At 38.2% G+C, this 22,948-nt stretch carries 22 protein-coding genes; 3 read left to right on the forward strand and 19 right to left on the reverse strand.

Features of this window, described 5'->3' with window-relative positions; genetic code table 11:
• Positions 1-245: 245 nt before the first annotated feature.
• The 8 genes from glmS to murB form a co-directional block, all read right to left on the reverse strand.
• Positions 246-2,066 (reverse strand): glutamine--fructose-6-phosphate transaminase (isomerizing), encoded by a 1,821-nt coding sequence (glmS, locus tag LMB56_RS02425; protein ID WP_229283650.1) that lies wholly within the window; start codon positions 2,064-2,066, stop codon positions 246-248.
• Positions 2,067-2,273: 207 nt separating this feature from the next.
• Complete coding sequence (gene glmM, locus LMB56_RS02430) at positions 2,274-3,629, reverse strand: phosphoglucosamine mutase (RefSeq protein WP_094504052.1); 1,356 nt, start codon at positions 3,627-3,629, stop codon at positions 2,274-2,276.
• Positions 3,630-3,656: 27 nt separating this feature from the next.
• The gene (locus LMB56_RS02435) at positions 3,657-4,553 is read right to left on the reverse strand and encodes a CdaR family protein (protein ID WP_229278918.1); all 897 of its coding nucleotides are present in this window, start codon (positions 4,551-4,553) and stop codon (positions 3,657-3,659) included.
• A complete protein-coding gene (cdaA, locus tag LMB56_RS02440; protein WP_003666462.1) occupies positions 4,537-5,388 on the reverse strand; it encodes a diadenylate cyclase CdaA in 852 nt (283 codons plus the stop codon). The genes LMB56_RS02435 and cdaA overlap by 17 nt, the downstream gene beginning before the upstream one ends.
• 158 nt (positions 5,389-5,546) lie before the next feature.
• Positions 5,547-6,902, reverse strand: a complete 1,356-nt coding sequence (gene fucP / locus LMB56_RS02445) for an L-fucose:H+ symporter permease (RefSeq protein WP_229283649.1) — start codon at positions 6,900-6,902, stop codon at positions 5,547-5,549.
• 19 nt (positions 6,903-6,921) lie between these two features.
• Positions 6,922-7,317 carry a D-ribose pyranase gene (gene rbsD, locus LMB56_RS02450; RefSeq protein WP_003666460.1) on the reverse strand — a complete coding sequence of 132 codons (396 nt, stop codon included), beginning with the start codon at positions 7,315-7,317 and terminating at the stop codon, positions 6,922-6,924.
• Between the two features lie 11 nt (positions 7,318-7,328).
• Positions 7,329-8,252 carry a ribokinase gene (gene rbsK, locus LMB56_RS02455; RefSeq protein ID WP_003676232.1) on the reverse strand — a complete coding sequence of 308 codons (924 nt, stop codon included), beginning with the start codon at positions 8,250-8,252 and terminating at the stop codon, positions 7,329-7,331.
• Positions 8,253-8,584: 332 nt separating this feature from the next.
• On the reverse strand, positions 8,585-9,481 hold the full coding sequence (murB, locus tag LMB56_RS02460) for a UDP-N-acetylmuramate dehydrogenase (protein ID WP_019253910.1): 897 nt from the start codon (positions 9,479-9,481) through the stop codon (positions 8,585-8,587).
• A gap of 124 nt (positions 9,482-9,605) precedes the next feature.
• Between murB and LMB56_RS02465 the strand changes: the two genes are divergently transcribed.
• Together LMB56_RS02465 and LMB56_RS02470 are read left to right on the forward strand one after the other, a co-directional pair.
• Positions 9,606-10,145: a 3'-5' exonuclease gene (locus LMB56_RS02465; protein ID WP_229283648.1), complete on the forward strand. Its 540-nt coding sequence runs from the start codon at positions 9,606-9,608 to the stop codon at positions 10,143-10,145.
• A gap of 11 nt (positions 10,146-10,156) precedes the next feature.
• A complete protein-coding gene (locus LMB56_RS02470; RefSeq protein WP_003666456.1) occupies positions 10,157-10,579 on the forward strand; it encodes a PAS domain-containing protein in 423 nt (140 codons plus the stop codon).
• A 31-nt stretch (positions 10,580-10,610) separates the two neighbouring features.
• Here LMB56_RS02470 and LMB56_RS02475 read toward each other — a convergent pair whose 3' ends face one another.
• From LMB56_RS02475 to LMB56_RS02490, 4 genes are all read right to left on the reverse strand, one after another.
• A complete protein-coding gene (locus LMB56_RS02475; RefSeq protein WP_085650278.1) occupies positions 10,611-11,120 on the reverse strand; it encodes a GNAT family N-acetyltransferase in 510 nt (169 codons plus the stop codon).
• Complete coding sequence (gene tsaE / locus LMB56_RS02480) at positions 11,120-11,578, reverse strand: tRNA (adenosine(37)-N6)-threonylcarbamoyltransferase complex ATPase subunit type 1 TsaE (RefSeq protein ID WP_066035417.1); 459 nt, start codon at positions 11,576-11,578, stop codon at positions 11,120-11,122. Before tsaE ends, LMB56_RS02475 begins: the two co-directional genes overlap by 1 nt.
• Positions 11,579-11,695: 117 nt before the next feature.
• On the reverse strand, positions 11,696-12,670 hold the full coding sequence (gene pta, locus LMB56_RS02485; RefSeq protein WP_229283647.1) for a phosphate acetyltransferase: 975 nt from the start codon (positions 12,668-12,670) through the stop codon (positions 11,696-11,698).
• Positions 12,671-12,730: 60 nt separating this feature from the next.
• Positions 12,731-13,420, reverse strand: coding sequence for a uracil-DNA glycosylase (locus tag LMB56_RS02490; protein ID WP_229283646.1), 690 nt, complete (start codon positions 13,418-13,420; stop codon positions 12,731-12,733).
• 150 nt (positions 13,421-13,570) lie between these two features.
• On the opposite strand from LMB56_RS02490, the gene LMB56_RS02495 reads away from it, so the two are divergent.
• Positions 13,571-14,155, forward strand: coding sequence for an LURP-one-related/scramblase family protein (locus tag LMB56_RS02495; RefSeq protein WP_003667483.1), 585 nt, complete (start codon positions 13,571-13,573; stop codon positions 14,153-14,155).
• 56 nt (positions 14,156-14,211) lie between these two features.
• Here the strand turns inward: LMB56_RS02495 and smpB are convergent, their stop codons facing one another.
• The 7 genes from smpB to eno form a co-directional block, all read right to left on the reverse strand.
• Positions 14,212-14,685 carry an SsrA-binding protein SmpB gene (gene smpB, locus LMB56_RS02500; RefSeq protein WP_003666449.1) on the reverse strand — a complete coding sequence of 158 codons (474 nt, stop codon included), beginning with the start codon at positions 14,683-14,685 and terminating at the stop codon, positions 14,212-14,214.
• A 17-nt stretch (positions 14,686-14,702) separates the two neighbouring features.
• Positions 14,703-17,108 carry a ribonuclease R gene (rnr, locus tag LMB56_RS02505; protein WP_229283645.1) on the reverse strand — a complete coding sequence of 802 codons (2,406 nt, stop codon included), beginning with the start codon at positions 17,106-17,108 and terminating at the stop codon, positions 14,703-14,705.
• On the reverse strand, positions 17,095-17,871 hold the full coding sequence (locus tag LMB56_RS02510; RefSeq protein WP_003676244.1) for an alpha/beta hydrolase: 777 nt from the start codon (positions 17,869-17,871) through the stop codon (positions 17,095-17,097). The genes rnr and LMB56_RS02510 overlap by 14 nt, the downstream gene beginning before the upstream one ends.
• Positions 17,872-17,949: 78 nt before the next feature.
• A complete protein-coding gene (gene secG, locus LMB56_RS02515) occupies positions 17,950-18,189 on the reverse strand; it encodes a preprotein translocase subunit SecG (RefSeq protein WP_003667480.1) in 240 nt (79 codons plus the stop codon).
• Positions 18,190-18,255: 66 nt separating this feature from the next.
• Positions 18,256-19,806: a ClC family H(+)/Cl(-) exchange transporter gene (locus LMB56_RS02520; protein WP_229283644.1), complete on the reverse strand. Its 1,551-nt coding sequence runs from the start codon at positions 19,804-19,806 to the stop codon at positions 18,256-18,258.
• A 117-nt stretch (positions 19,807-19,923) separates the two neighbouring features.
• A complete protein-coding gene (locus LMB56_RS02525; RefSeq protein ID WP_153702703.1) occupies positions 19,924-21,306 on the reverse strand; it encodes an amino acid permease in 1,383 nt (460 codons plus the stop codon).
• Positions 21,307-21,599: 293 nt separating this feature from the next.
• Positions 21,600-22,922 (reverse strand): phosphopyruvate hydratase, encoded by a 1,323-nt coding sequence (gene eno / locus LMB56_RS02530; protein WP_003666443.1) that lies wholly within the window; start codon positions 22,920-22,922, stop codon positions 21,600-21,602.
• Positions 22,923-22,948 lie beyond the last annotated feature (26 nt).

Here is a 22,948-nt window from a genome sequence, read left to right on the forward strand (position 1 = left end):
CAACCCTTATCATTATAGCGAGTTTAAATAAAAAAATCACCGTCTAAAAGACGATGATCGGCATAAGAGAGAAAGAGAATTGATTAGAAGGTAATTACTTTATACCTTGCAACTATTATGATAGCGTTTCCATAAATGTAAGTCAACCCTTTTATTAAACAAATTTAAAGAAAATATCAAATTACTTTAAAAAATAAAAAGAAGTTAGGAAACCAACTAAAGCGTTTCTAACTTCCTTTATAATTTTATTGAACTGTAACAGACTTTGCGAGGTTACGTGGTTTATCAACATCAAGTCCCTTACCAAGACTAGTGTAGTAAGCCAACAATTGTGCTGGAATTACGCTAAGAAGTGGTGTCAACACTTCATCGACATCTGGAAGAACGAATGTATCGTCTCCTTTTGCAAGGTGCCGTGAAACAATTGTAATTGCATTAGCCCCACGAGCTTGCGTTTCTTCAAGATTGCTCCGTGTTAAACCAGCAGTCCGATCTTGGGTAATGATTCCAATCACTGGAGTCTGATCTTCAATTAAAGCAATTGTTCCATGCTTTAATTCACCAGATGCAAAGCCTTCCGCTTGAACGTATGAAATTTCCTTTAACTTCAAAGCAGCTTCAAGTGAAACTGACCAATCCATTCCCCGGCCAATGTAGAAGGCGCTTGGAGATTTAGAGAGGTAGCGAGAAGCAATTTCTTCTACTTTCTTCTTGCTATCAGTAATTGATTGCATACCATTAGCAACTAATCCTAATTGGTGCTTAACATCAAAGTCTTTAGCTGCTTGCTTATCCATGTAGACACCCAATGCTTGAGCAAGAATAGCTTCGACAGCAATTTGGGCAGTGTAAGCCTTTGTTGAAGCCACGGCAATTTCCGGACCAGCGTAAAGTAATTCAGTGTAAGTTGCTTCACGAGAAAGCGTTGACTTATCAACATTAGTAATTGTTAAACTTGGCCAGTTATGCTTATTAACATTAACAAGTACTTCCCGACTATCAGCCGTTTCCCCGCTTTGACTTAAGAAGATAAAGAACGGCTTCTTAGAAAGAAGTGGTTGTTCGTAAGCAAATTCTGATGAAATGTGAACAGATGTAGGAATTCCGCAAAGTTTTTCAAAAATGCGCGCACCTACTAAGCCAGCATGATAACTTGTACCAGCACCAACAATGTAAAGGTGGTCAGCATTTGCCATATCTTTTAACATCTCTTCATTAATTTGTGCTACATCATTGTCACCAAAGTATTCTTGAACTAACTTCCGCATAACAGCTGGTTGCTCGTCAATTTCCTTTAACATGTAGTATGGGTAAGCACCTTTATCTGCGGCATTAGCATCCATATCAACCTTAAATGTTGGCCGATCAATCTCATTACCATCAAAGTCTTTAACAGTAACGTGATCTGGCTTAACGATTACCAACTCGTGGTCACCGATTTCCATAAAGGTATTAGTTTCTTTAATCATTGACATTGCATCAGAACCAACCATGTTGTAACCATCAGCAATCCCAACTAATAATGGACTCTTATTTTTAGCAACGAATAATGTATCTGGTTGTTCTTTATCCATCAATACAAATGCATAAGAAGAATCAGGGCTGATTAAACGAAGAACCTTAAGGAGGGCTGCTTCTGTTGACATTCCAGATTCAACTACAAATTTATCAACTAATTGAACAATTACTTCTGTATCAGTTTGACTAACAAATTTAACGTCAGATAAGTATTCTTTCTTTAAATCAGCATAATTTTCAATTACACCGTTGTGAACTAAGTAGAACCGTTCGTCTTGAGAGTATTGAGGGTGAGCATTGGCTTCATTTGGTTCACCATGAGTAGCCCACCGGGTATGACCAATACCGGCTAAACCATGAACTTCTTCCCCAAGGGCCGCTTCTAGATTAGCAATCCGACCTGGCCGCTTTACAAGGTAATCATGTCCTTGTTGATCATTAACATAAACTCCTGCAGAGTCATATCCACGATATTCAAGACGCTTTAATCCATCAATTAGAATTGACAAACTCTTGTCAGTTCCTGTAACTCCAACAATTCCACACATAATTAAATTCCATCCTTTAAATAAAATTGGTATAGATAACTAGTGGTTATCACTAAATCTAATCAACTGTATTGTATAGTACAGTTTTTAGATTATCTTGTCAATTATTTTATTAGATTGGTCTATATGATTTAAAATTTATTAAAAGATTAAAAAGCGAGGCTAGAAGAATAAATTTTCTTCCAACCTCGTTTTTCACTCTTCAAGTTATTCTACTTCTAGTTCCGCACGGGCAACATCACCGATCCGTTCAACGTATTCATGAACTAATTCTGGCGTAGCTGCTTCAGCCATAATGCGCAAAAGAGGTTCTGTTCCACTAGGACGAACAAGAACCCGTCCATCCCCGTTCATTTCTTTCTCAACTTGCGCAATAATTTCCTTTAACTTTTGATTTTCCATTGCGGTAGTTTTATCTGCTACCTTAATATTCAATAACTCTTGTGGATAAGTTGTTACATCATTTGCCAATTCAGCGAGTGTCTTCCCAGAGTCTTTAACTACAGATAAGAGTTGCAGTGCGGTAAGCATCCCATCCCCAGTTGTATTGTGATCTAAGAAAATAATATGTCCTGATTGTTCACCACCAAGGTTATAACCATTTTTCAGCATTTCTTCAACAACATAACGGTCACCAACCTTAGTCTTAACACTCTTTAAGTTGTGTGCTTCTAAGGCTTTGTACATTCCCAGATTACTCATCACAGTTGTAACCACTGTATCTTTCTTAAGCAATCCTTTCTTATCCATGTACTTACCACAGATATACATGATCTTATCACCGTCAACAATATTTCCCTCATTATCAACAGCAATGCAACGGTCACCATCACCGTCAAATGCTACTCCAAGATCAGCATCATTTTCCACAACTGCTTTTTGGAGGCTCTCTGGGTGAGTTGATCCACAATTTAGGTTAGTATTTAAGCCATCTGGTTGATCATTAATTGGAATAAAGTCAACATTCATATCAGCAAAAAGATTAGAGATGAAGCCGCTTGTTGCACCATTAGCAGCATCAACTACCACTTTTAACCCTTCAAGATCACTTGAAACAGTTTGTTCCAAGAAAGAAGTATATTTTAATGCTCCCTCATGATAATCAGCGACTGTTCCTAAGCCCGCATCAGATGGTCGTGGCAACGTATCTTCTTCAGCATCTAGTAATTGTTCAATTTCATATTCCAATTCATCGGATAATTTAAATCCATTACCACCAAAATATTTAATCCCGTTATATTTAATTGGGTTATGACTAGCAGTAATCATTACTCCCGCATCAGCTTCTTGTGCCCGAACAAGGTAAGCAACCCCGGGAGTAGTTACTACGCCTAGTCGTAAAACTTCAATCCCAACGGACAATAATCCAGCGATCAAAGCATTTTCTAGCATTTCACCAGAAATTCGTGTATCACGAGCAACTAATACTTGAGGTTGTTTCCGTTCTGAATGCCGAGTAAGGACATATCCACCTGCGCGACCAACACGGAACGCCAATTCTGGACTTAAATCTTGATTTGCAACCCCACGAACTCCATCAGTTCCAAAATATTTTAACTTCATTTCACTTCTCCTCTATGTATATCTTTATTATTGATTTCGACTACTTGAACTTGAATCTTCATTGCTTATGCTACTTGAAGATTGGGATGTTTCAGATGAAGAATCTGAAGAGTCATTTCGCGAAGATGTTCTTGAACTGCTCTTTGTTTCTTCACTCTCTTCACTACTACTACTTGATGAACTAGCACTCGAACTGCTGCTCTGTGAACCCGCAGAAATAGGAATTGAAACATTAGTAGTAGTTGGTGAAATCACAACATTAAGTGTTTGACCATTCCGATCAATTGCTTGTAGTGTTACCTGTCGTGCAATATTATCCTTTGCATCATGTGGAATTGCAACAAAAGCAATGATTCGATTTACTTTATTAACTTCATCACGTGAACCAGTAACTTGGACAGTTTGAATATCACTATGTGGACGTCCAAGCTTATAGCCATTATCCAAATCTCTAGTACTCAAACGAATAGTTACTTTCATTGTAATTGTTTTGCGTGGTTGAATATTAACATTAATATATTGTGGCTCAATTTTAGAAGTTAATTCTGAATTTAACCCACTCGTTTTTAACTTTACTCGGTGTTTACCAGGAGTCAAGTCAGACAAATCCGCATACACCTTAAAATTTTGAGTATTAGAGGTGGTTGTAACCAATGCAGAAGGACCGGTTACCTTAACCTTAACATATTGAGGATACCCGCTGACAATATACTTATTGTTATCAATTGTCACATCAAGGGGCATTCTAAGGGTAACGGATTTATTCGACATTAAAGCACTACTCTGGTTATTATTCCGAGTATTTTGACGAAGGAAGCCGCTTTTGCTCCCATTTACATACATGAATAGAAAGAGTGCTAGGATTAACGAAATAATTCTTAAAAACCATTTCCGGCGAAAGAAGCCTTTAGTGTCCTTGCCCATGACGGCCACCTCCTTTACGTTGAAACTTAGCATAAAGTTCTGTTACCAAGTTTTCGTGTTGAGGCTCATGCGTATACAACTGAGCACGTAAGAACTTTAGGTATTCATCTCGCGACATGTTTCGAATTAATTCATTATCTTTCGTAATTGAAACTTCGCCGGTTTCTTCTGAAATAACAATTGTCAACGCATCTGTCACTTCACTAATTCCAACAGCAGCCCGATGTCGTGTCCCTAATTCTTTAGGAATCAATTTACTATCAGACAAAGGAAGATAAGCAGCCGCTACTGCAATCCGATTATTTTTTATAATCACTGCTCCATCATGCAAGGGCGTATTAGGAATAAAAGTATTAATAAGTAATGCCCCTGAAATATCAGCATCGAGTGGAATACCTGTTTCAATATACTCTTCTAGACCAGTCTTCATTTGAATACTCATTAAAGCACCAATTCTTCGCTTTGACATGTACTGAATCGCTTGGTCTAATTGCTTAATCATATCTTCTTCTTTCTCATTTGCTGTTTGATTATGAGTAAAGAAAGTTCCTCGACCAAGGTGTTCCAGTCCACGCCGAATCTCTGGCTGGAAGATAATAACAATTGCAATAACACCCCAGTTGATAATCTGGTCCATTACCCACGAAACAGTACTTAAACCAACATACCAACTAACAATCTTAACCAAAATAATGATCAAAATACCGCGAAATAGTTGGACAGCTCTTGTACCACGAATCAACATTAATAACTCGTAGATTAAAAACCAAATTACTAAGATATCAATTAAGTGAATCAGATTCTGCCATGTTAGAAGCGAAATTATAAATTGCATCGCATTCACCATCCTCTAAATCACGTTCATATTATATCATTTCATTTCGTGTTTAGCTTAATCTAGAAAAAATTACTTCAAAGTTTTGGAAATAAATAAAGGCTCAGCTGATTAAATAACCGCTGGGCCTTTAATATTAAATTATTTCCTGGGAAATTTTAGTGTTCTTGCACTTCATTTGGATGAGCAATTTCCCAACGATGCTCAGTCCAGAAGTAAATAGTGATAAGTGCGAAACAAATTGCTGGGACAATGAATGATAACTGCATTGAACCAGTTAAATCTGATACCCGTCCCTGAATTGTTGGAACAATTGCACCACCAATTAAGGACATAACGATAAATGCACCACCAGTTTCGGTGTACTTCTTTTCATGAATTTGATCAAGAGTATGAGCATAGATCGTTGGCCATTCTGGTCCAAAGAAGAAACTAGTTGCGATTGCCGCAATTACTGCTGTGATGTTAGGAACAGTAAAGGTAATTACCAATGAAATTGTTCCAAGTAATGAGAACCAAGTCAATACCTTAGTAATTGAGTAACGGTCAAGGAACCAGTTTGCAACTAACTTACCAAAGAACCAAGCAATGTAACTGTAGATCATGAAAGTTGAAGCAGCTGCATCAGAAATATGAGAATCAAGGCGTAATGCTAACCGAATAGTGAATGACCATACAGTCGTTTGCATACCAGCATAAATAAACTGACAGAGAACCCCTTTCATGTACCGCTTATTGTGGAATAAGTAGTTGAAAGTTTCGCCAAGTGATGGTTGATCTTCCTTAGTTTCAGAGCCAGTTGAGAAGGCCTTAGCGCGAGGCATCTTAGTAACTGCCAAAACGATAAAGATGATGATTAAAACAATCAAAATATACTTATAAGGCTGCAAAGTCAATTGAAGCAAGTGTTCATTGTAAGCTTCTGCCTCAGATTTTGACATCTTAGCAACCTTGTCGGCAATATTTCCACCTTCACCGAAAATAAGGTATTTACCAAGAACGATTCCCATGATATCACCAAGAGGAATCAAAACATTAGCAACGTTTAACCGTTTGTTAGCAGTTTCTTTTGGTCCAAACATCGTTGCATATGTATCACAACTAGTTTCAAGAAAACTCAAACCAATAGCAATAGCAAAAATAGCAACTAAAAACATACTATAAGTAGCAACATGTGAAGCTGGGAAAAACATTCCACAACCAATAATATAAAATAATAGCCCAATAAGAATTGCTAACTTATATGATGTCTTCTTAATAAGAATTGATGCTGGAATTGCCATTAAGAAATAACCACCGTAAAAGGCACTTTGAACAAAGGCAGTTGCAGTATCATTTAAGGTAAAAACCGTCTTAAATTGTGTAATCAAAATATCATTAAGACTGGCCGCTGCTCCCCATAATGGGAAGATTAAACATAAAATAACAAATTGGAACATTGGTGTCCGACTTAAATAACCGTCTGAAAGTTGAACCCAACTTTGTCCCTTTTCTTTTTTTACTTCATTTTCCATAAAAAACTAACCCCTAATATTAAAATGTTACGCCTGATTCAAGGATAATGTTTGAGTATGGCGTCATTTCCCCTGTCCGAATAAAGGCATGCGTCTTAGCAAGACTCTTCTTAAGCTCACTATGAGGCATAAATGCAACCTCAACATCTGGTAATGCCTTCTTAATATTTTCAAGTTGTTCTGGATTTTGATCCTTGATTTCTTCAGCTAAGTAAATCTTTTGGACTTTCATTTCCTTAAGAACGTTATTCAATACGTCCATAAAGCTTGGCAATTCCTTATCAACAGCCAAATCAATCTTCTTAGTACCAAATGGAACTGGCATTCCTGCATCCCCAATTGATAGCCAATCCATGTGTCCCATATTAGCTACGACAGCTGAAACTTCTGAATTAATAATCCCTGTTTTCTTCATGATAATTCTCCTTAATTTTCTGCTAAGGCTTCTAGAACTGCATCATGATTTGGAATAGAAGGCATTGCTCCCATTTGTTGAACAGTTAAACTAGATGCTCGTTGTGCGTAGACAAGGGCCTTATCAACATTTGACAAGTCCTTTTCTAATTGTGAACTTAATGCCCCAAGGAATGTATCACCAGCTGCAGTAGTATCAACTGCCTTAACCTTAAATGCTGGAACAAGTCCATGTGCTGTAGGTGTAGAGTAAAATACTCCTTTTGAGCCTAAAGTAATTAAAAGGTGTTTAACTCCCCGTTCACGGAAGTAATCAGCACTCTTTAACATTGATTCTTCATCAGTAATTTCAATACCTGTTAATAAGGCGCATTCACTTTCATTGGGAGTGATAACATCTGTATATTTTAATAACTCTGGTAAAATCTCATGAGCTGGTGCTGGATTTAAAAGAGTAGTAACACCGTGTTTTTTAGCTTGCTTAAATGCATCTAAAGCAACTTCTTGTGGTGTTTCAAATTGACTAATTAAAAAGTCAGCATCTTCTAAAACATCATCAATGCCATTAAGAACATCAGTGGTCATTGCTTGGTTGGCACCGCCATATACCATAATGTCATTTTGACCATTAGCATCTAAAGTAATCGCAGCACTACCAGTACCGTGTAACTCATCAGTCATGATGTGGCGTGTATCAATATGGTCATCAGCCAATGATTCAAGCATGTAAGCTCCTTCTTTATCAGAACCAACTGCCCCAATAAAGGCCGTTTTGGCACCAGAGCGGGCTGCTGCAACTGCTTGATTGGCACCCTTACCACCAGGAGCAGAACTCTTACTTACTGCTGAAATGGTTTCACCAGGTTGAGGGAAGCGATCAACGTGATAAGTAGTATCAACGTTAATACTTCCTAAAACAACTACATTATTGCTCATAAATATACTCCTTACTTTGTGAATTTTTTCAAGAATGAGACTTAAACATCCTATCACATTTTGAAAGTGATTACAAAGTTGTTTTTATCAGTCAGTGAATCGGTATACTTCAAAACCCTTTGAAATCGCTTTTTATCTATAAAAATAATTTTTCAATGAGCAATTTGTGAGATTTTTTCATAATTAACAAATAATAAGATTAATCAAATTTCTTTTTCCTTTTTTAACGGCGCTTAACTATTAGGTTAAATTCATTCATTACTTCACTATCTTTAAAATAATAAAAGTGCAAGTTTATTAATAAACTTTTAATAAACTTGCACTTTATAATATTAATCTTGCCGACCGATAATCCTTACTTCGGTTTCAAGATCAACGCCAAATTTTTCTTTAACCGTCTTTTGAACATGGTGAATAACATTTACGTAGTCTGCTGCAGTTCCATGGTCAATATTAACGATAAAGCCAGCATGCTTAGTCGAAACTTGCGCCCCACCTGAAGTATAACCTTGTAATCCAGCATCATGAATCAACTTTCCGGCATAATATCCTTCTGGCCGTTTAAAGACACTTCCACAAGATGGGAGATCTAATGGCTGCTTAGCTTCTCGCCGTTCATTTAGGTCGTCCATCCTTGCTTTGATATCATCATACTTACCCGGTTCCAAAGCAAACGTAGCATCTAACACGACGCCATTATTATCTTGAATACTGCTATGCCGATAACCAAAGTCCAATTCTTCATTAGTAAGGTGTTTGATTGTTCCATCGGGAAGCATTACGGTTGCCTCAGAAACAACATTTTTAGTTTCACCACCATATGCACCGGCATTCATGAAGACAGCCCCACCAATACTGCCCGGAATACCAGCAGCAAATTCTAATCCAGTAAGTTCACTATCACGAGCTGCCTCGGTTGTTGCAATATAAGATGCCCCTGCCTGTGCAGTTACCTTATTATCATGAACTTCAATTTTATTAAGCCGCGTAAGAATAATTGTTAAATCATCTATACCGCCATCGCCAACAATCAAATTACTGGCGTTTCCTAAAACCGTTAAGCCCATTTTATGCTCACGAACATAATCAACCAATTCTTTTACCTGGTCAATCGTTTCGGGAAAAGCCAACCAGTCAGCTGGACCTCCTGTTTTAGTATAGGTGTAATTCATTAATGGTTCATCTTGTTTAATTTCAATATCAGGAAATTCGTTCATCAAATTAGCCATTCTCTATTTCTTCCTTTTTTATATTTACTTTCAAGAGCTATTGTATCATTTTTCAAAAGTAAAAGTTTTGAAAAATGATTAGTTGATTGTAAAATAAAATTATCGACTTTTGCAAGGAGGATGTATGATGAATTTTATAGCAATGGACTTTGAGACTGCTAATGGCAAGCGTTACAGTGCATGTTCACTTGCACTCACAATCGTTCGGAATGGACAAATTGCCGACGAATTTTACACCCTAATTAACCCTCATACTAAATTCTTTTGGCGTAATACCCAGATCCACGGTATTCATGAGCGTGACGTCCAAAATGCGCCTGATTTTCCAGAAGTATGGGAACATATCAACCAATTCTACACTCCTGATAAACTGGTTATTGCCCATAATAATCGGTTTGATAATAGCGTTTTAAGGAATACGTTAGAACATTACAATATCAAAGTCCCCGTCTACCAGACGCTCGATACCGTTGCTTCAAGCCGCCAGTTGATTCCAGGATTAACAAATTATAAACTTAATACTGTTTGTGACGCGTTAAATATTGACCTTCATCACCACCATAATGCTCTTGATGATGCCCAGGCTTGCGCTAACATTCTGCTTTATCAAAGCAAGCATTTTACCCCACAACAGATTCAGCCCTTTATTAATTTAATCGGCTAAAGGAGATAATCATGACAGATATTAATCTTAAAGGTGGAAAACTAAGTATTGAACAACTTAATACTATTTTTGAAACCATCCCCGTAGAATTCGATTTCATTGATGAAAATGATATCATTCGCTGGTCATCAGCCAATCGGCATCGCTTATTCAAGCGAACTGATGCAGATCTAGGTAAACATGTGCTTGAGGTTCATCCCGGGCATAGTCAAAATCATGTTAAGCAAGTACTTCACGATATGCATAGCGGAGACCGCGATTCAATTAGCATTATGATCAAGCATCATGGTCAACCTGTAAATATTGCCTTTTACGCCTTACGTGATGATCAAAATAAATACCTTGGATGTGTAGAGGTAACGCAAGACGTTAGTAAACAGCAAACAAAGGGATCCTTCTGGCGAAACATTATGCAAGTACTACATAAAAAATAAACATATGTACAAAGAAAGAGGAAATAATGGCTTACTTTTCCATTGTTTCCTCTTTTTTATTATCGTATTGCATTTGCAGGACATTACGACCCTGCTCAACCGTTTTTCCTATTGTAACAAAGTGTAATTGCTGATAAAGATTAATTGCCGGAATATTATCCTCAAAAACTGTCAGGACCAAATTTTCTAAACTACTATAAGTATTAAACCAATATTCTGCTTCATCGACTAATAAGCGACCGATTCCGTTTCGCCAATACTTTTTCCGTACCACGACTCCTAATTCACCGGTTGTCGGTTGATGATCTAATACCATTACAGTAACCATCCCCACAATTTCTTCGCCGAGCATTGCAAGTAAAATAACACAATCATCAAATTGATTTATTAAATCGATATTTTTTGCTTCTGTCTTTTCACTAATCTCATTTAGATGGGGAACTAATACCGCGTCACTTTCAGTTGCAGTTGCCCGTAAAAATTGCAAAACAGCCCCGGCATCCTCACTCGTTGCTAACTTTATCGAAATGTCATCTGCCATTATTCCACCACGCTTTTTACAATTTGGTCAAAATGCTGTCCATGGGGTTCAAATTCCAGAATACGGGTATTATCATCATCTGTTCGCTTAAAGTGAATAGCTAAAAAGTCAGCTGGCAATTCATCTTCAACAAATTCAGCCCATTCAACAACTGAAACTCCATCACCATCAAAATATTCTTCAAGTCCGAGGTCTTCTGCTCCCCCATTTTCTAAGCGATATGCATCCATATGATATAAGGGGAGACGGCCATCTTGATATTCATGAATAATTGTAAAAGTAGGACTTTTAATGATATCAGGAATTTCTAACCCTGCAGCTAATCCCTTGGTAAAAGTAGTCTTGCCTGCTCCTAAATCACCATCTAAGACTAGCACATCCCCGGCAACTAATTGCTGACCAATTTTCTTTCCAAGGGCAATTGTTGCGTCACGATTCGTTAACGTTAAACTCTCCATAGTACTCTCTCCAAGTTTAAAATACTAGCCTTATTGTACCCATCTCATGTTTAAAAAGCAAAGGAAGTGGGCCTAAACTCACTTGCGAGTTTTTAGTCCCACTCCCTTTATCAATATTTACAATGCTTGTGCTGCGGTAATCATTGCAACCTTATAAGCATCATCCTCACTGCATCCCCGTGAAAGGTCTGCAATCGGTGCGTTAAGTCCTTGAAGAATAGGACCAACTGCTGTAAACCCGCCAAATCGTTGTGCAATCTTGTAGCCAATATTACCTGCTTCCAGACTTGGGAAAATAAATACATTGGCATGACCAGCAACTTTTGAATCAGGGGCTTTAAGTTCACCTACTGATGGAACAACAGCAGCATCAAATTGTAGTTCACCATCAGCTGGTAAGTCGGGATCCAATTCATGAACTAGCTTAGCAGCATCCGCAACCTTGGTAACCATTTCGCCCTTAGCAGAACCCTTAGTTGAAAAACTAAGAAGCGCAACCTTAGGATCAATTTCAAATAAGCGAGCTGTTTCTGCACTTTGAATTGCCACTTCAGCCATTGTTGGCGCATCCAATTCAATATTAATTGCACAATCAGCAAAGATATAACGTTGATCGCCTTTAATCATAAGGAAAGCCCCACTAATTCGATGGGCACCAGGCTTAGTCTTAATGATTTGTAATGCAGGCCGAACAGTTGCCCCAGTTGAATGAACAGCACCAGAAACCATTCCATCAGCCTTTCCCATGTAAACAAGCATCGTTCCAAAGTAGCTCACATCTTCAAGCATCTTTTGAATTTCTTCAGGAGTATTCTTTCCTTTACGCCGTTCCATTAATGAGTCAAACATTGCTTGCTTATCGTCTTCTGGATAAGTTGCTGGATCGATAATTTGAAGGCCAGCAAGATCAAAACCATTTTTACTTGCAACTTCTTTAATCGCTTCTTCATCACCAAGTAAAATTGGCTCTACTAAATTATCTTTCTTTAAACGGACAGCAGCTCCTAAAATCCGCTTATCTTCACCTTCAGGGAAAACAATTGTCTTGTTTTGTCCCTTAATCTTTGTAGCAATCTCATCAAATAATTCCATAATGCAAGTACCTCCTTATGGTCACTAAACATTTTAAAGTTGTGACTAACAATCACATCTTTAACGATAATTTGGTTCGGCAGGCAGTTGCCAATCAATTGGCTGTTCTCCCATTGCCTGAAGTGCTTCGTTTGTTTTAGAAAATGGTCGAGACCCAAAAAATCCACGATTAGCAGATAATGGACTCGGATGAGCTGATTCAAGAACGATATTTGTCTTCGTATTAATTAACTGTTTCTTATTTCGGGCAGCCCGTCCCCACAAGATGAACACAACAGGTTTAGGACGTTCAGATAAAGCATGAATCGCCGCATCTGTTAATTGCTCCCAGCCATGTCCACGGTGAGAATATGCTTGCCCTGCTCGCACTGTCAAAACCGAATTTAACAATAGGACGCCTTGATCAGCCCACTTCTTCAAATAGCCGTGATTTACCGGTGTATAACCTAAATCACTTTGCAATTCTTTGTAAATATTCTGTAATGAAGGCGGGACCGGTACCCCAGGCAGTACTGAAAAACTACACCCATGAGCTTGGTTTGGTCCATGATAAGGATCTTGACCAAGGATAACAACTTTAACCTTACTAAAAGGAGTCCATTCAAATGCTTCAAAAATATGATGCATTTCTGGATAGATCGTTTGATGGGTATATTCTTCTTTTAGGAAATTATGCAATTGCGCATAATACGCACTTTCAAACTGGGGCTTTAAAACTTCCCACCAGTCGTTATGAATTAATTGTTTCACGATTATTAGCACCTCGCCTATTATTTTAGCATAATTAAACATCATCATGGGATAAATTGGAAGCGTTTTTTAACTTAGAAGTTTCTTCACCAAATTTGCTAAGAAGCTGGTAAAATAAAAGGTAGATTATCAAAGAATGGTGGTGGCAAAGTGCGACAATTATATATTCGCGATCGTTCAAGTGATTTACATGGAACGACCGTCATTCGCGATAAGAATGGTAAATCGTGCTATCTTCTTGTCGGTAAGTGGGGAATGAGGTACGATGCCCTATCATTGTATGCAATTGATGGAGCCTTATTAGCTGAAGTAAAGCAATTAACTCTTGGACTGTTACCCAAATTCGCATTATATGTTAATCGACAACGCGTTGGAACAATTGGGAAAGGTCTTGGGTTTGTTCAACAGGTTATTTATATACGCGGTATTAACTGGATTGTTGTTGGTTCACCATTGACAAGCCGTTACCGTGTTTTTTCCGGTAGTCACTTAGTTTTTTCAATTCAACCTGTTAAACTATCAAGCGGATATTGTCATGAATTAAAGATAAATAAAAAAGAAGATGAACCTTTAGCAATTCTAATCGCTAGTATTCTTAACCATTGGGCTCGACGAAGTGAACAAGAACCGTTATTAGCACGATTAATGAAGCGTTCCCCTAATCTTAATACCAGCATGTCATTTTCAATTAGCAATCAGTTAAACTTAAACTGTAAAGAACGTAGAAACAAATAGATTTTAAAGTGAAAAGCCTAGGTGAAAATTTGTGATTTTCACCTAGGCTTTTCGTTTTAATAATGTTTCATAACTCGTTCAATTTCACGGTTTTGTTCACGACGCTTAATTGCTTCACGTTTATCGTACTGGTGTTTACCTTTGGCTAGTCCTAATAAAACTTTTGCATAGCCGTGTTTAATATACATTTTCAAAGGAATAAGCGTAACTCCCTTATCCTGTAAGGCTCCTACAAGCTTATTGATTTCCTTTTTGTGCAATAGCAACTTGCGATTTCTTAATGGATCTTGATTGAAGTAAGTCCCATTATCATACTCACTAATATGCACATTCATTAACCAAGCTTCACCGTTACGAACTTGGGCAAATCCATCTTTCAAATTAACCCGGTGAGCACGAACAGATTTTATCTCCGTCCCCGTTAAAACTAATCCTGCTTCAACGGTATCCGTGACAAAATAATCATGACGTGCTTTTTTATTTTGCGCAATTAAATTGTCATTATTTTCTTGATGGGATTTTTTTGCCATAATATCCCTCCCCGCTCTTAATGGTGGCGACGAACGCCTTCATGATCACGTGAATTATTGTGGTGACGAGTTTGTCCCCGATTTATTTGACGATTATTTTGATGTCCGTTTTCTTGATGAGTGCGACGCCATTTTCCTTGAGTATTACGGTAATGGTTACCATTATTATTCTCATGACGGGAATTATTATTGGTACGTCCCTTGCGGCCACGACCTCGACCACGATACTCATCATTACGTGGAACCCGAATCTTTGTCTTTGGTGCCTCTTCAGGGTTAACAATTTCAAAGTCAACTTCACGAAGATCTTTATCTGCTCGAACTAACTTAACCTTAATTGGTTGCCCCATTTGGAAAATTCGATGAGAGTTTCGTCCGATTAGAGCCATATGTTTTTCTGAATATTCATAATAATCATCCTTCATGACGCTAATATGAACTAACCCTTCAACTGTATTTGGTAATTCGACGAACAAACCAAACTTCATTACTGAACTTACGACGGCATCAAAGGTTTCACCAACATGATCTTCCATGTATTCGGCTTTCTTCATACTGTCAACATCACGTTCTGTATCAATTCCCCGTCGTTCGGTAACGGAAGTATGTTCAGCAATTTCAGGAAGCTTGTCACGCCAATGATCCTTAGCTGGTTCGTTTTTACCATGTTCTTCGTACCACTTAATCAAGCGGTGAACTGTATCATCAGGGTATCGCCGAATTGGTGAAGTAAAGTGAGTGTAGTATTTAGCGCCTAAACCAAAGTGACCTAGCTCTTCATCCGAGTATTTAGCTTGTTGCATACTACGTAACATCATCACTTGGACCATTTGCTCTTCAGGAGTACCAGCCACATCCTTTAACACTTTTTGAAGCATCCCTGGTTTAACATTTTTAATATCACCATGAACATCAATTCCAAACACAGCCAAAAAGTCCACAAATGACTTAATTCGGTCACTATCTGGTGTCTCATGGATCCGATAAAGGAATGGAACACGTTCTTTAAAGTAGTGTTCAGCAACCGTTTCATTAGCAGCTAACATAAAGGATTCAATCATCCGTTCAGAAAGTCCCCGATTCCGTAGTTGAATATCAGTTGGGTGCCCCTTTTCATCCACAATAATCTTTGCTTCAGGAGCTTCAAAGTCAATAGCACCACGTTTTTTCCGATTTTTAAGCAATAATTTGTGAATCTCGTCCATTGTTTCAAACATTGGAACGAGGTCTTCATATTGTTTCATCGTTTTAGCATCATGCGACTCCAGAATCTTATTAACTGCTTTATAAGTCATTCGGGCATGTGATTTCATAACGCTCTGGAAGATTCGGTGATTAACGATCTTTCCTTGCTCATCAATTTCCATTTCGCAACTCATGGCAAGACGTTCTTCATTAGGATTTAAAGAGCAAATACCGTTAGAAAGCCGCTTAGGAAGCATTGGAACTACCCGATCAGTTAGATAAACAGATGTACCACGCTTAAATGCTTCTTGATCAAGCGGTGTACCTGGTTTTACATAGTGAGTAACATCAGCAATATGGACTCCAAGGTGGTAATGCCCATTATCCATCTTCCATGCTACCACCGCATCATCCAAGTCTTTTGATTCAATTGCATCAATGGTAACAAGTGGTTGGTCAGTAATATCTACCCGTCCCTTTTTTTCTTCCGGGAGAACATGAAGCGGAATCTTATTAGCTTGATCCATCACTTCTTTGGGGAATTCATGCGGAACATCGTGAGCATAAATTACTGACATAATATCAATGCCTGGTTCATCTTTATCACCAATCACTTCAGTAACGGCACCCGTCATTACTTCTGGTGCCTCATCACTAGGATAAGTCTCAACAGTAGCCGTTACTACTTGGCCGTCAAGTGGTTTCAATCCCTTGTCCGTTACATAGAAATGATACTGCGACAATTTCTTATCTTTAAGCAAAATTTCGCCAATGTAATCATCACCAACAGTCTCTTGCTTAAATTCACCAACTACATTTTCATATTTATGTTCAACAATCCGGGTTACTTGACCTTCTGGACCCTGATCACTACCTGCTTTTGCTGGTCGTAATATTTTAACTTCTACTTGATCCCCATTTAATGCATGCAAAGTATGATCAGGATTAATATACATGTCTGGAAGATCCGGGTCATAGTCTACAAAACCAAATCCCTTATCGTTACCATGGAAAGTCCCAATAAGTGGTTGTTGTTTAATAACTGCCTCGAATTCGCCACGATCAGTTACTTGAACTTTTTTCTCTCGTTCCAATTGAGCAAGAGATTGAACAATCGGTGTAAAGTGCTCAGCATCATCCATTCCTAATTGGTGAGCAAGTTTTTCTGCTGAGTAACTCACACCTGCATTATCTGTTAAATGTGTTAATATTTTTTCTTTTAAATTATTTGTTGTCATTAGAAGACACCTCGAATAAATTTTGTAAATATTTTTCTACATCGGCAAATAATTGACGATGAGCGGTATTAACTGTTAATAAGTGAGTAGCGGTTGGGTAGTAATGATAATCAACTGCAACCCCATTTGCTTGTAATCTTGCTTTTAATTGCAGACCAGACGCTGGATCAATCATTTCATCCGCGCCTCCCTGTGCAATAAAGAAAGGTTGATGAATCTGATCTAATTGGTCACAAATTTGATGCGCCATTGTTTGAATTTGTGCTAGTTGTTTGGGGAGTTGCTCAGTCAATTTAGCAACCTTTTCCTTAGTGATTAAGGGGTTAATTTTTTGTTGACGATAATACTTTGCCGCAATTTTAGGGAAGTATTCCGGAACATTTGATTGTCCCCAGGTGGTAATTGGGGATGCAAAAACACCACCACCTAATAATTGCGGATCATTCTCAAGAGCCCTGGTGGCAAGTAAACCGCCGAGCGATAAACCAAAAATTGCAATTTGATCAATTCCAGCATCGCGTAAACGAAAGATTGCCATCCGGGTATCATCCCACCAATCACCTGGACCATTGCTTTCTAGTACTTTTCGCGGATCACCGCCATGCCCACTCAAAAGCGGTGCGAAGACTGTATACCCTTGCCAATTAAGCTGACGTCCTAACATTCGAACATCATTCGTATTTCCTGTATATGCATGAAGCAAAATAACTCCACGACGTCCACTATGGGGAAAGAAAAAAGACTCACCAGTATACGTTATCACTACATCATCCCCTACACTCCAACCGTAGCGTCAAAAAAGCCTCCTGGAATCACAATAATTTCAGGAGGCACTTTAAATTTAATGTGACGAAACGTAAATCATCGCTAATGCCAGAATAAAGAAGAGTGCTCCACAAATTGTTGTAACAATCTGCATAACAGCTTCAAATCCCCGCGCTTTACGACGTGAGAATAAGTCACCCGCACCACCTGTCAAAGCTGACATTGCATCATTATCGTTTTTTGCTGGTTGCATCATTACACACGCAATTAATACAACGCAATCAATTAAGAATAAAGTCATTAATGTGTTATACAAGGATTTTTCCTCCTAATACTTTCACGCTTTTATCCTAATTATCATATCATATTTATTGTTCTATTGCTATCCTTGTGCATAATGCGCGGCTCGACTTATCTCATGGTAAGCTTGTCTAGTAGTCGCTGAATTAGCACGTAAAATTAATGTATCGCCCGCTTGCAGCTTTGTTTGGCCATTCGGAATAATTTTTTCTTCTCCCCGATAAATAACCATCACAATACAATCAGTTGGCCATGGAAAATCTTTTATTTTACAACCATCCAACTGTGCTCCAGCATAAATGGTAATCGACATTGTAACATCCTCTTTATGGCGTGCTGGTTGTGGATTGTTGCCAATAAAAGCATTAAACATCGCTGTATATACTGGTTCACCATGTAACGCATCTACAACAAGATAAGCTACCACGGCTACTAAGGCTAATGGCATTAAATGCGCAAGTGAACCAACCATTTCAGTAATTAATAAAATAGCAGTAAACGGCGCCTTGCTAATACATGCAAAGTAACCTGCCATTCCATAGATAATAAAATTAGGCAAATATCGAACTGGCATTAATCCCAAGCGAACCATTAACGCACAATAAACCGCGCCTAAAATAGCACCAAGAGTTAAAATTGGCAAGAATATTCCACCTGGTAATTGCGAACCATAACTAATCATTGAAAATACAAAGCGAAGGACAAAAAGCCCCACAAAAAGCGCTAAAGAAAATGGTAAGGAACGCAAAATAATAATTAATTCATTTCCTCCGCCCAGTGTGATTGGAAAGTACCAGGCAATAGGAATAACCAATAAAAACGGAATAATTGGATAAGCAATAGGAGATAGTTTAGGAATCCGTGCCGTCCAACCATTCAAATGCAAAATAACAATTTGGTAAAGACGCCCTAAGATACCTAATAAAATACCAAGCGCGATCAAATGCCAATAAAGATTATTAGGAAGCATATGATTATAAGGAACATTCAAAACCGGTCGTAAGCCAAAAAACTGCATCGAAACCATATTAGAACAAAGCGAACTCACAAATGTTGCCAACCAAATTACCGGTGAAAAATTATGATACACTTCTTCCAAAATAAAGATAGTCGCAGCGATTGGCGCATTGAAGGCTGCAGATAATCCTGCTGCTGCTCCACTTGCGATCCCTATTTGGCGATTAAGGTGCCCTACTTTGGCCTTTTCCTCTACTCCTTGCCCAATTGTTGCCCCAAGTTGAATTGATGGTCCTTCACGTCCGAGATATAATCCAGATCCAATGGCGAAAATTCCGCCGAGAAATTTTCGCCATAACACTGGCCACCATTTTTCATCAAATTGGTTAGTCAACTGTCCCTCAACCTGTGGAATCCCCGACCCTTTTATATCAGGATAGGATTGAGCTAACCATCCTAATAATAATGCTAAAATAATTGATCCAATTGTCCATGGTATTAGCCATAATGGATGAGAATGAAAATATGCAAAACTTGCTGTTACTAATTGTAAAAAGTGTTGAATTATGAGTCTAAATGCACTAACTACTAAACCAGTCAATATTCCAATAATGATCGCCCGAATTAGTTGATTGAACTGATTATAGCGATGAAATGCCTCTTTTCTACTCTCCATTGTTTTTCTCCAATTTATTAAAAGTCTACATGCCATTGTACTACATGAGCTTAGTGAGACGAAATTAATTTAAAAATAAAATAGAAGCCAGGGATTTTTCCTAGCTTCTTATTTATCTTATGCTTTCTCATTTTTAAAACCATGCCGAACAAGGTATACAGCGACTGCTAAAATCAATACTGCAGCACCAACAATAACCGAAACCCGTGTGTCAGGATTAATAAACATAAAGATGACAATCACAATCAACATGATAAATGCAAAGTAATTCGAAAATGGATATAGTGGTAATTTAAATGGGTGATCAACCATTAAGTCTTTATTATTACGACGGAACCGTAATTCTGCTAGTAAAATTACAAACCATGGAATCATTCCAGGTAAAACAGAAGAACTGAAGACAACCACGAACATATCAGCAGTTGAGTGGTTATAAGTTGCCGAAATCATATCAATAATAAAGCCAATCAAAATACCACCGGAAATACCAAGGATAGCAGCATCGGGAACGATCCGTTTTGAAAGACGACCAAAAATCTTAGGAGCATCCCCTTCATGCGATAACTTAAACAGCATCCGACTTGAACTATAAATACCTGAATTAGCACCTGATAATGCAGCGGTTAAAACCACAAAGTTAATAATTGAGGCTGCGGCTGTAATTCCGACCTTAGCAAAAGTAGATACAAATGGTGATCCAACACTGCTTAATTCATTCCAAGGATAAATTGTTACAATTACAAAAATTGCGCCAACGTAGAAAATCAAAATCCGGAATAAAACAGACTTAACAGATTTGACAATTGCTTTTTGCGGATTTGCTACTTCACCGGCAGAAATTCCTAGCAATTCAATTCCTTCATAAGATCCAACAATAATTGACATTGAGAAGAAGAAACCACTCCAACCACCAGTGAAGAATCCACCATGAGACCAAAGATTGCTGAAACCAGTTGGATGACCGCCATTACCAAATCCAAAGAAGATAATCATAAATCCAAGTAAGATCATAAAGATAATAGTAATAACTTTGATCATCGCAAACCAAAATTCAAGGGATCCATATGCCTTTGCACTTGCTAAATTAGCGAGGACCAGGAAAATAATAATAACAACTCCGGCTACCCAAGTATGAAGGTGAGGCCACCAATATTTAAGATATTCAGTCGCAGCTACTACTTCGGACATTCCGACAACAATATATTCAAACACGTTAGCCCATTTAGCAAGATATCCAGCTACTGGATGAACATATTCAGTTGCATAATCTGCAAAAGAACCTGTTCCAGGATTAATGTAAATCATCTCTCCTAATGCTCTCATAACAATATATAAAATTAAGCCAACAAACGCATATGCGAGGATAACAGATGGCCCGGTCCACTTGATTGTAGATGTTGATCCCATAAACAGTCCAACACCAATCGCTCCACCAAGGGAAATCATTTCCATCTGACCAGCAGTCATCGAACGATTAAGTTCTGGTGCCGATTTTTTCATTTGTATCAGTATCCTTTCATTGTATTTAACTCTTAAAGATTATATTATATTTCATACTAAATTCCAACGCTTCTTTCTCATTATTTTTTAATATAAATGATGTAATCGTTTTTAAGCTTAATTAAATAATTTGTAACTAAAAAGGGAATGGGACTAAGCTCGCTTGCAAGTTTTTAGTCCTATTCCCGCAAGGATAGACAGGGATTCTGCGTTTTGGCAATTTACACTTTAAAATAAAAAAGAGGTTGGATTATTTTCCAGCCTCTTTTTTGCTTTTTAACTAATGCTTAAAATTAACGATTTTCGATGTCTTGACGAGCTTGTTGACTCAAGTTGTAGAATGAGTGAATACCCTTGTATTGAGCAACATCACCAAGTTGATCTTCAATCCGCATTAATTGGTTGTACTTAGCAAGACGGTCAGTCCGGCTCATAGAACCAGTCTTGATTTGTCCAGCGTTTGTAGCAACAACCAAGTCAGCGATAGTAGTGTCTTCAGTTTCACCAGAACGGTGTGAAACGATGGCAGTGTAACCAGCTTCCTTAGCCATTTCGATAGCTTCAACAGTTTCAGTTAAAGTACCAATTTGGTTAAGCTTGATTAAGATTGAGTTAGCAGCACCCATTTGGATACCCTTCTTCAAGTAATCAGTGTTAGTTACAAAGAAGTCATCACCAACAAGTTGAACCTTCTTGCCTAACTTATCAGTAATAGTTACCCAGTCATCCCAGTTGTTTTCGTCAATTGGGTCTTCAACAGATACTACTGGGTACTTTTCAATAATACCGGATAAGTAGTTAATCCATTCTTCAGTGGTGTATTCTTCACCAGTTGACCAACGAAGCTTGTACTTCTTGTCTTCGTCGTTCCATAATTCTGAAGCAGCAACGTCAAAGGCAATGGCAATGTCCTTACCTGGCTTGTAACCAGCATCTTCAATAGCCTTGATTAAGTATTCGAATGGTTCTTCGTTGTTAGCAAAGTCAGGAGCAAATCCACCTTCGTCACCAACAGAGGTTACTTTACCAGCAGCTTCCAATTCCTTCTTCAAGGCGTGGAAAGTTTCTGAACCCCAACGAATAGCTTCACGTACAGTTGGTGCACCAACTGGCATAATCATGAATTCTTGGAAGTCAACCTTGTTATCTGAGTGAGCACCACCGTTAATAACGTTCATCATTGGTGTTGGCAATACATGAGCGTTGAAACCACCAAGGTAGTTGTAAAGAGGTACTTGTAATTCGTCAGCAGCAGCCCGAGCAGCAGCTAATGAAACAGCTAAAATAGCGTTAGCACCTAACTTACCCTTGTTTGGAGTACCGTCTAACTTAATCATTGCCTTATCGATAGCGATTTGGTCAGTAACTTCCATCCCTACGATTTCCTTAGCAATAATGTTGTTTACGTTTGAAACAGCCTTTAAAACACCCTTGCCGCCAAAACGGTTCTTGTCGCCGTCACGTAATTCAACAGCTTCGTGTTCACCAGTTGAAGCACCTGAAGGAACGATACCGCGGCCTACACCACCGGCTTCTGTGTAAACTTCTGCTTCAACTGTTGGGTTACCACGTGAATCAAGGACTTCACGTGCATAAATATCTGTAATGAGTGACATTTGATGAATCTCTCCTCTGTCATTTA

It is taken from the genome of Limosilactobacillus reuteri (assembly GCF_020785355.1).
GTDB classification, from domain to species: Bacteria; Bacillota; Bacilli; order Lactobacillales; family Lactobacillaceae; genus Limosilactobacillus; species Limosilactobacillus reuteri_I.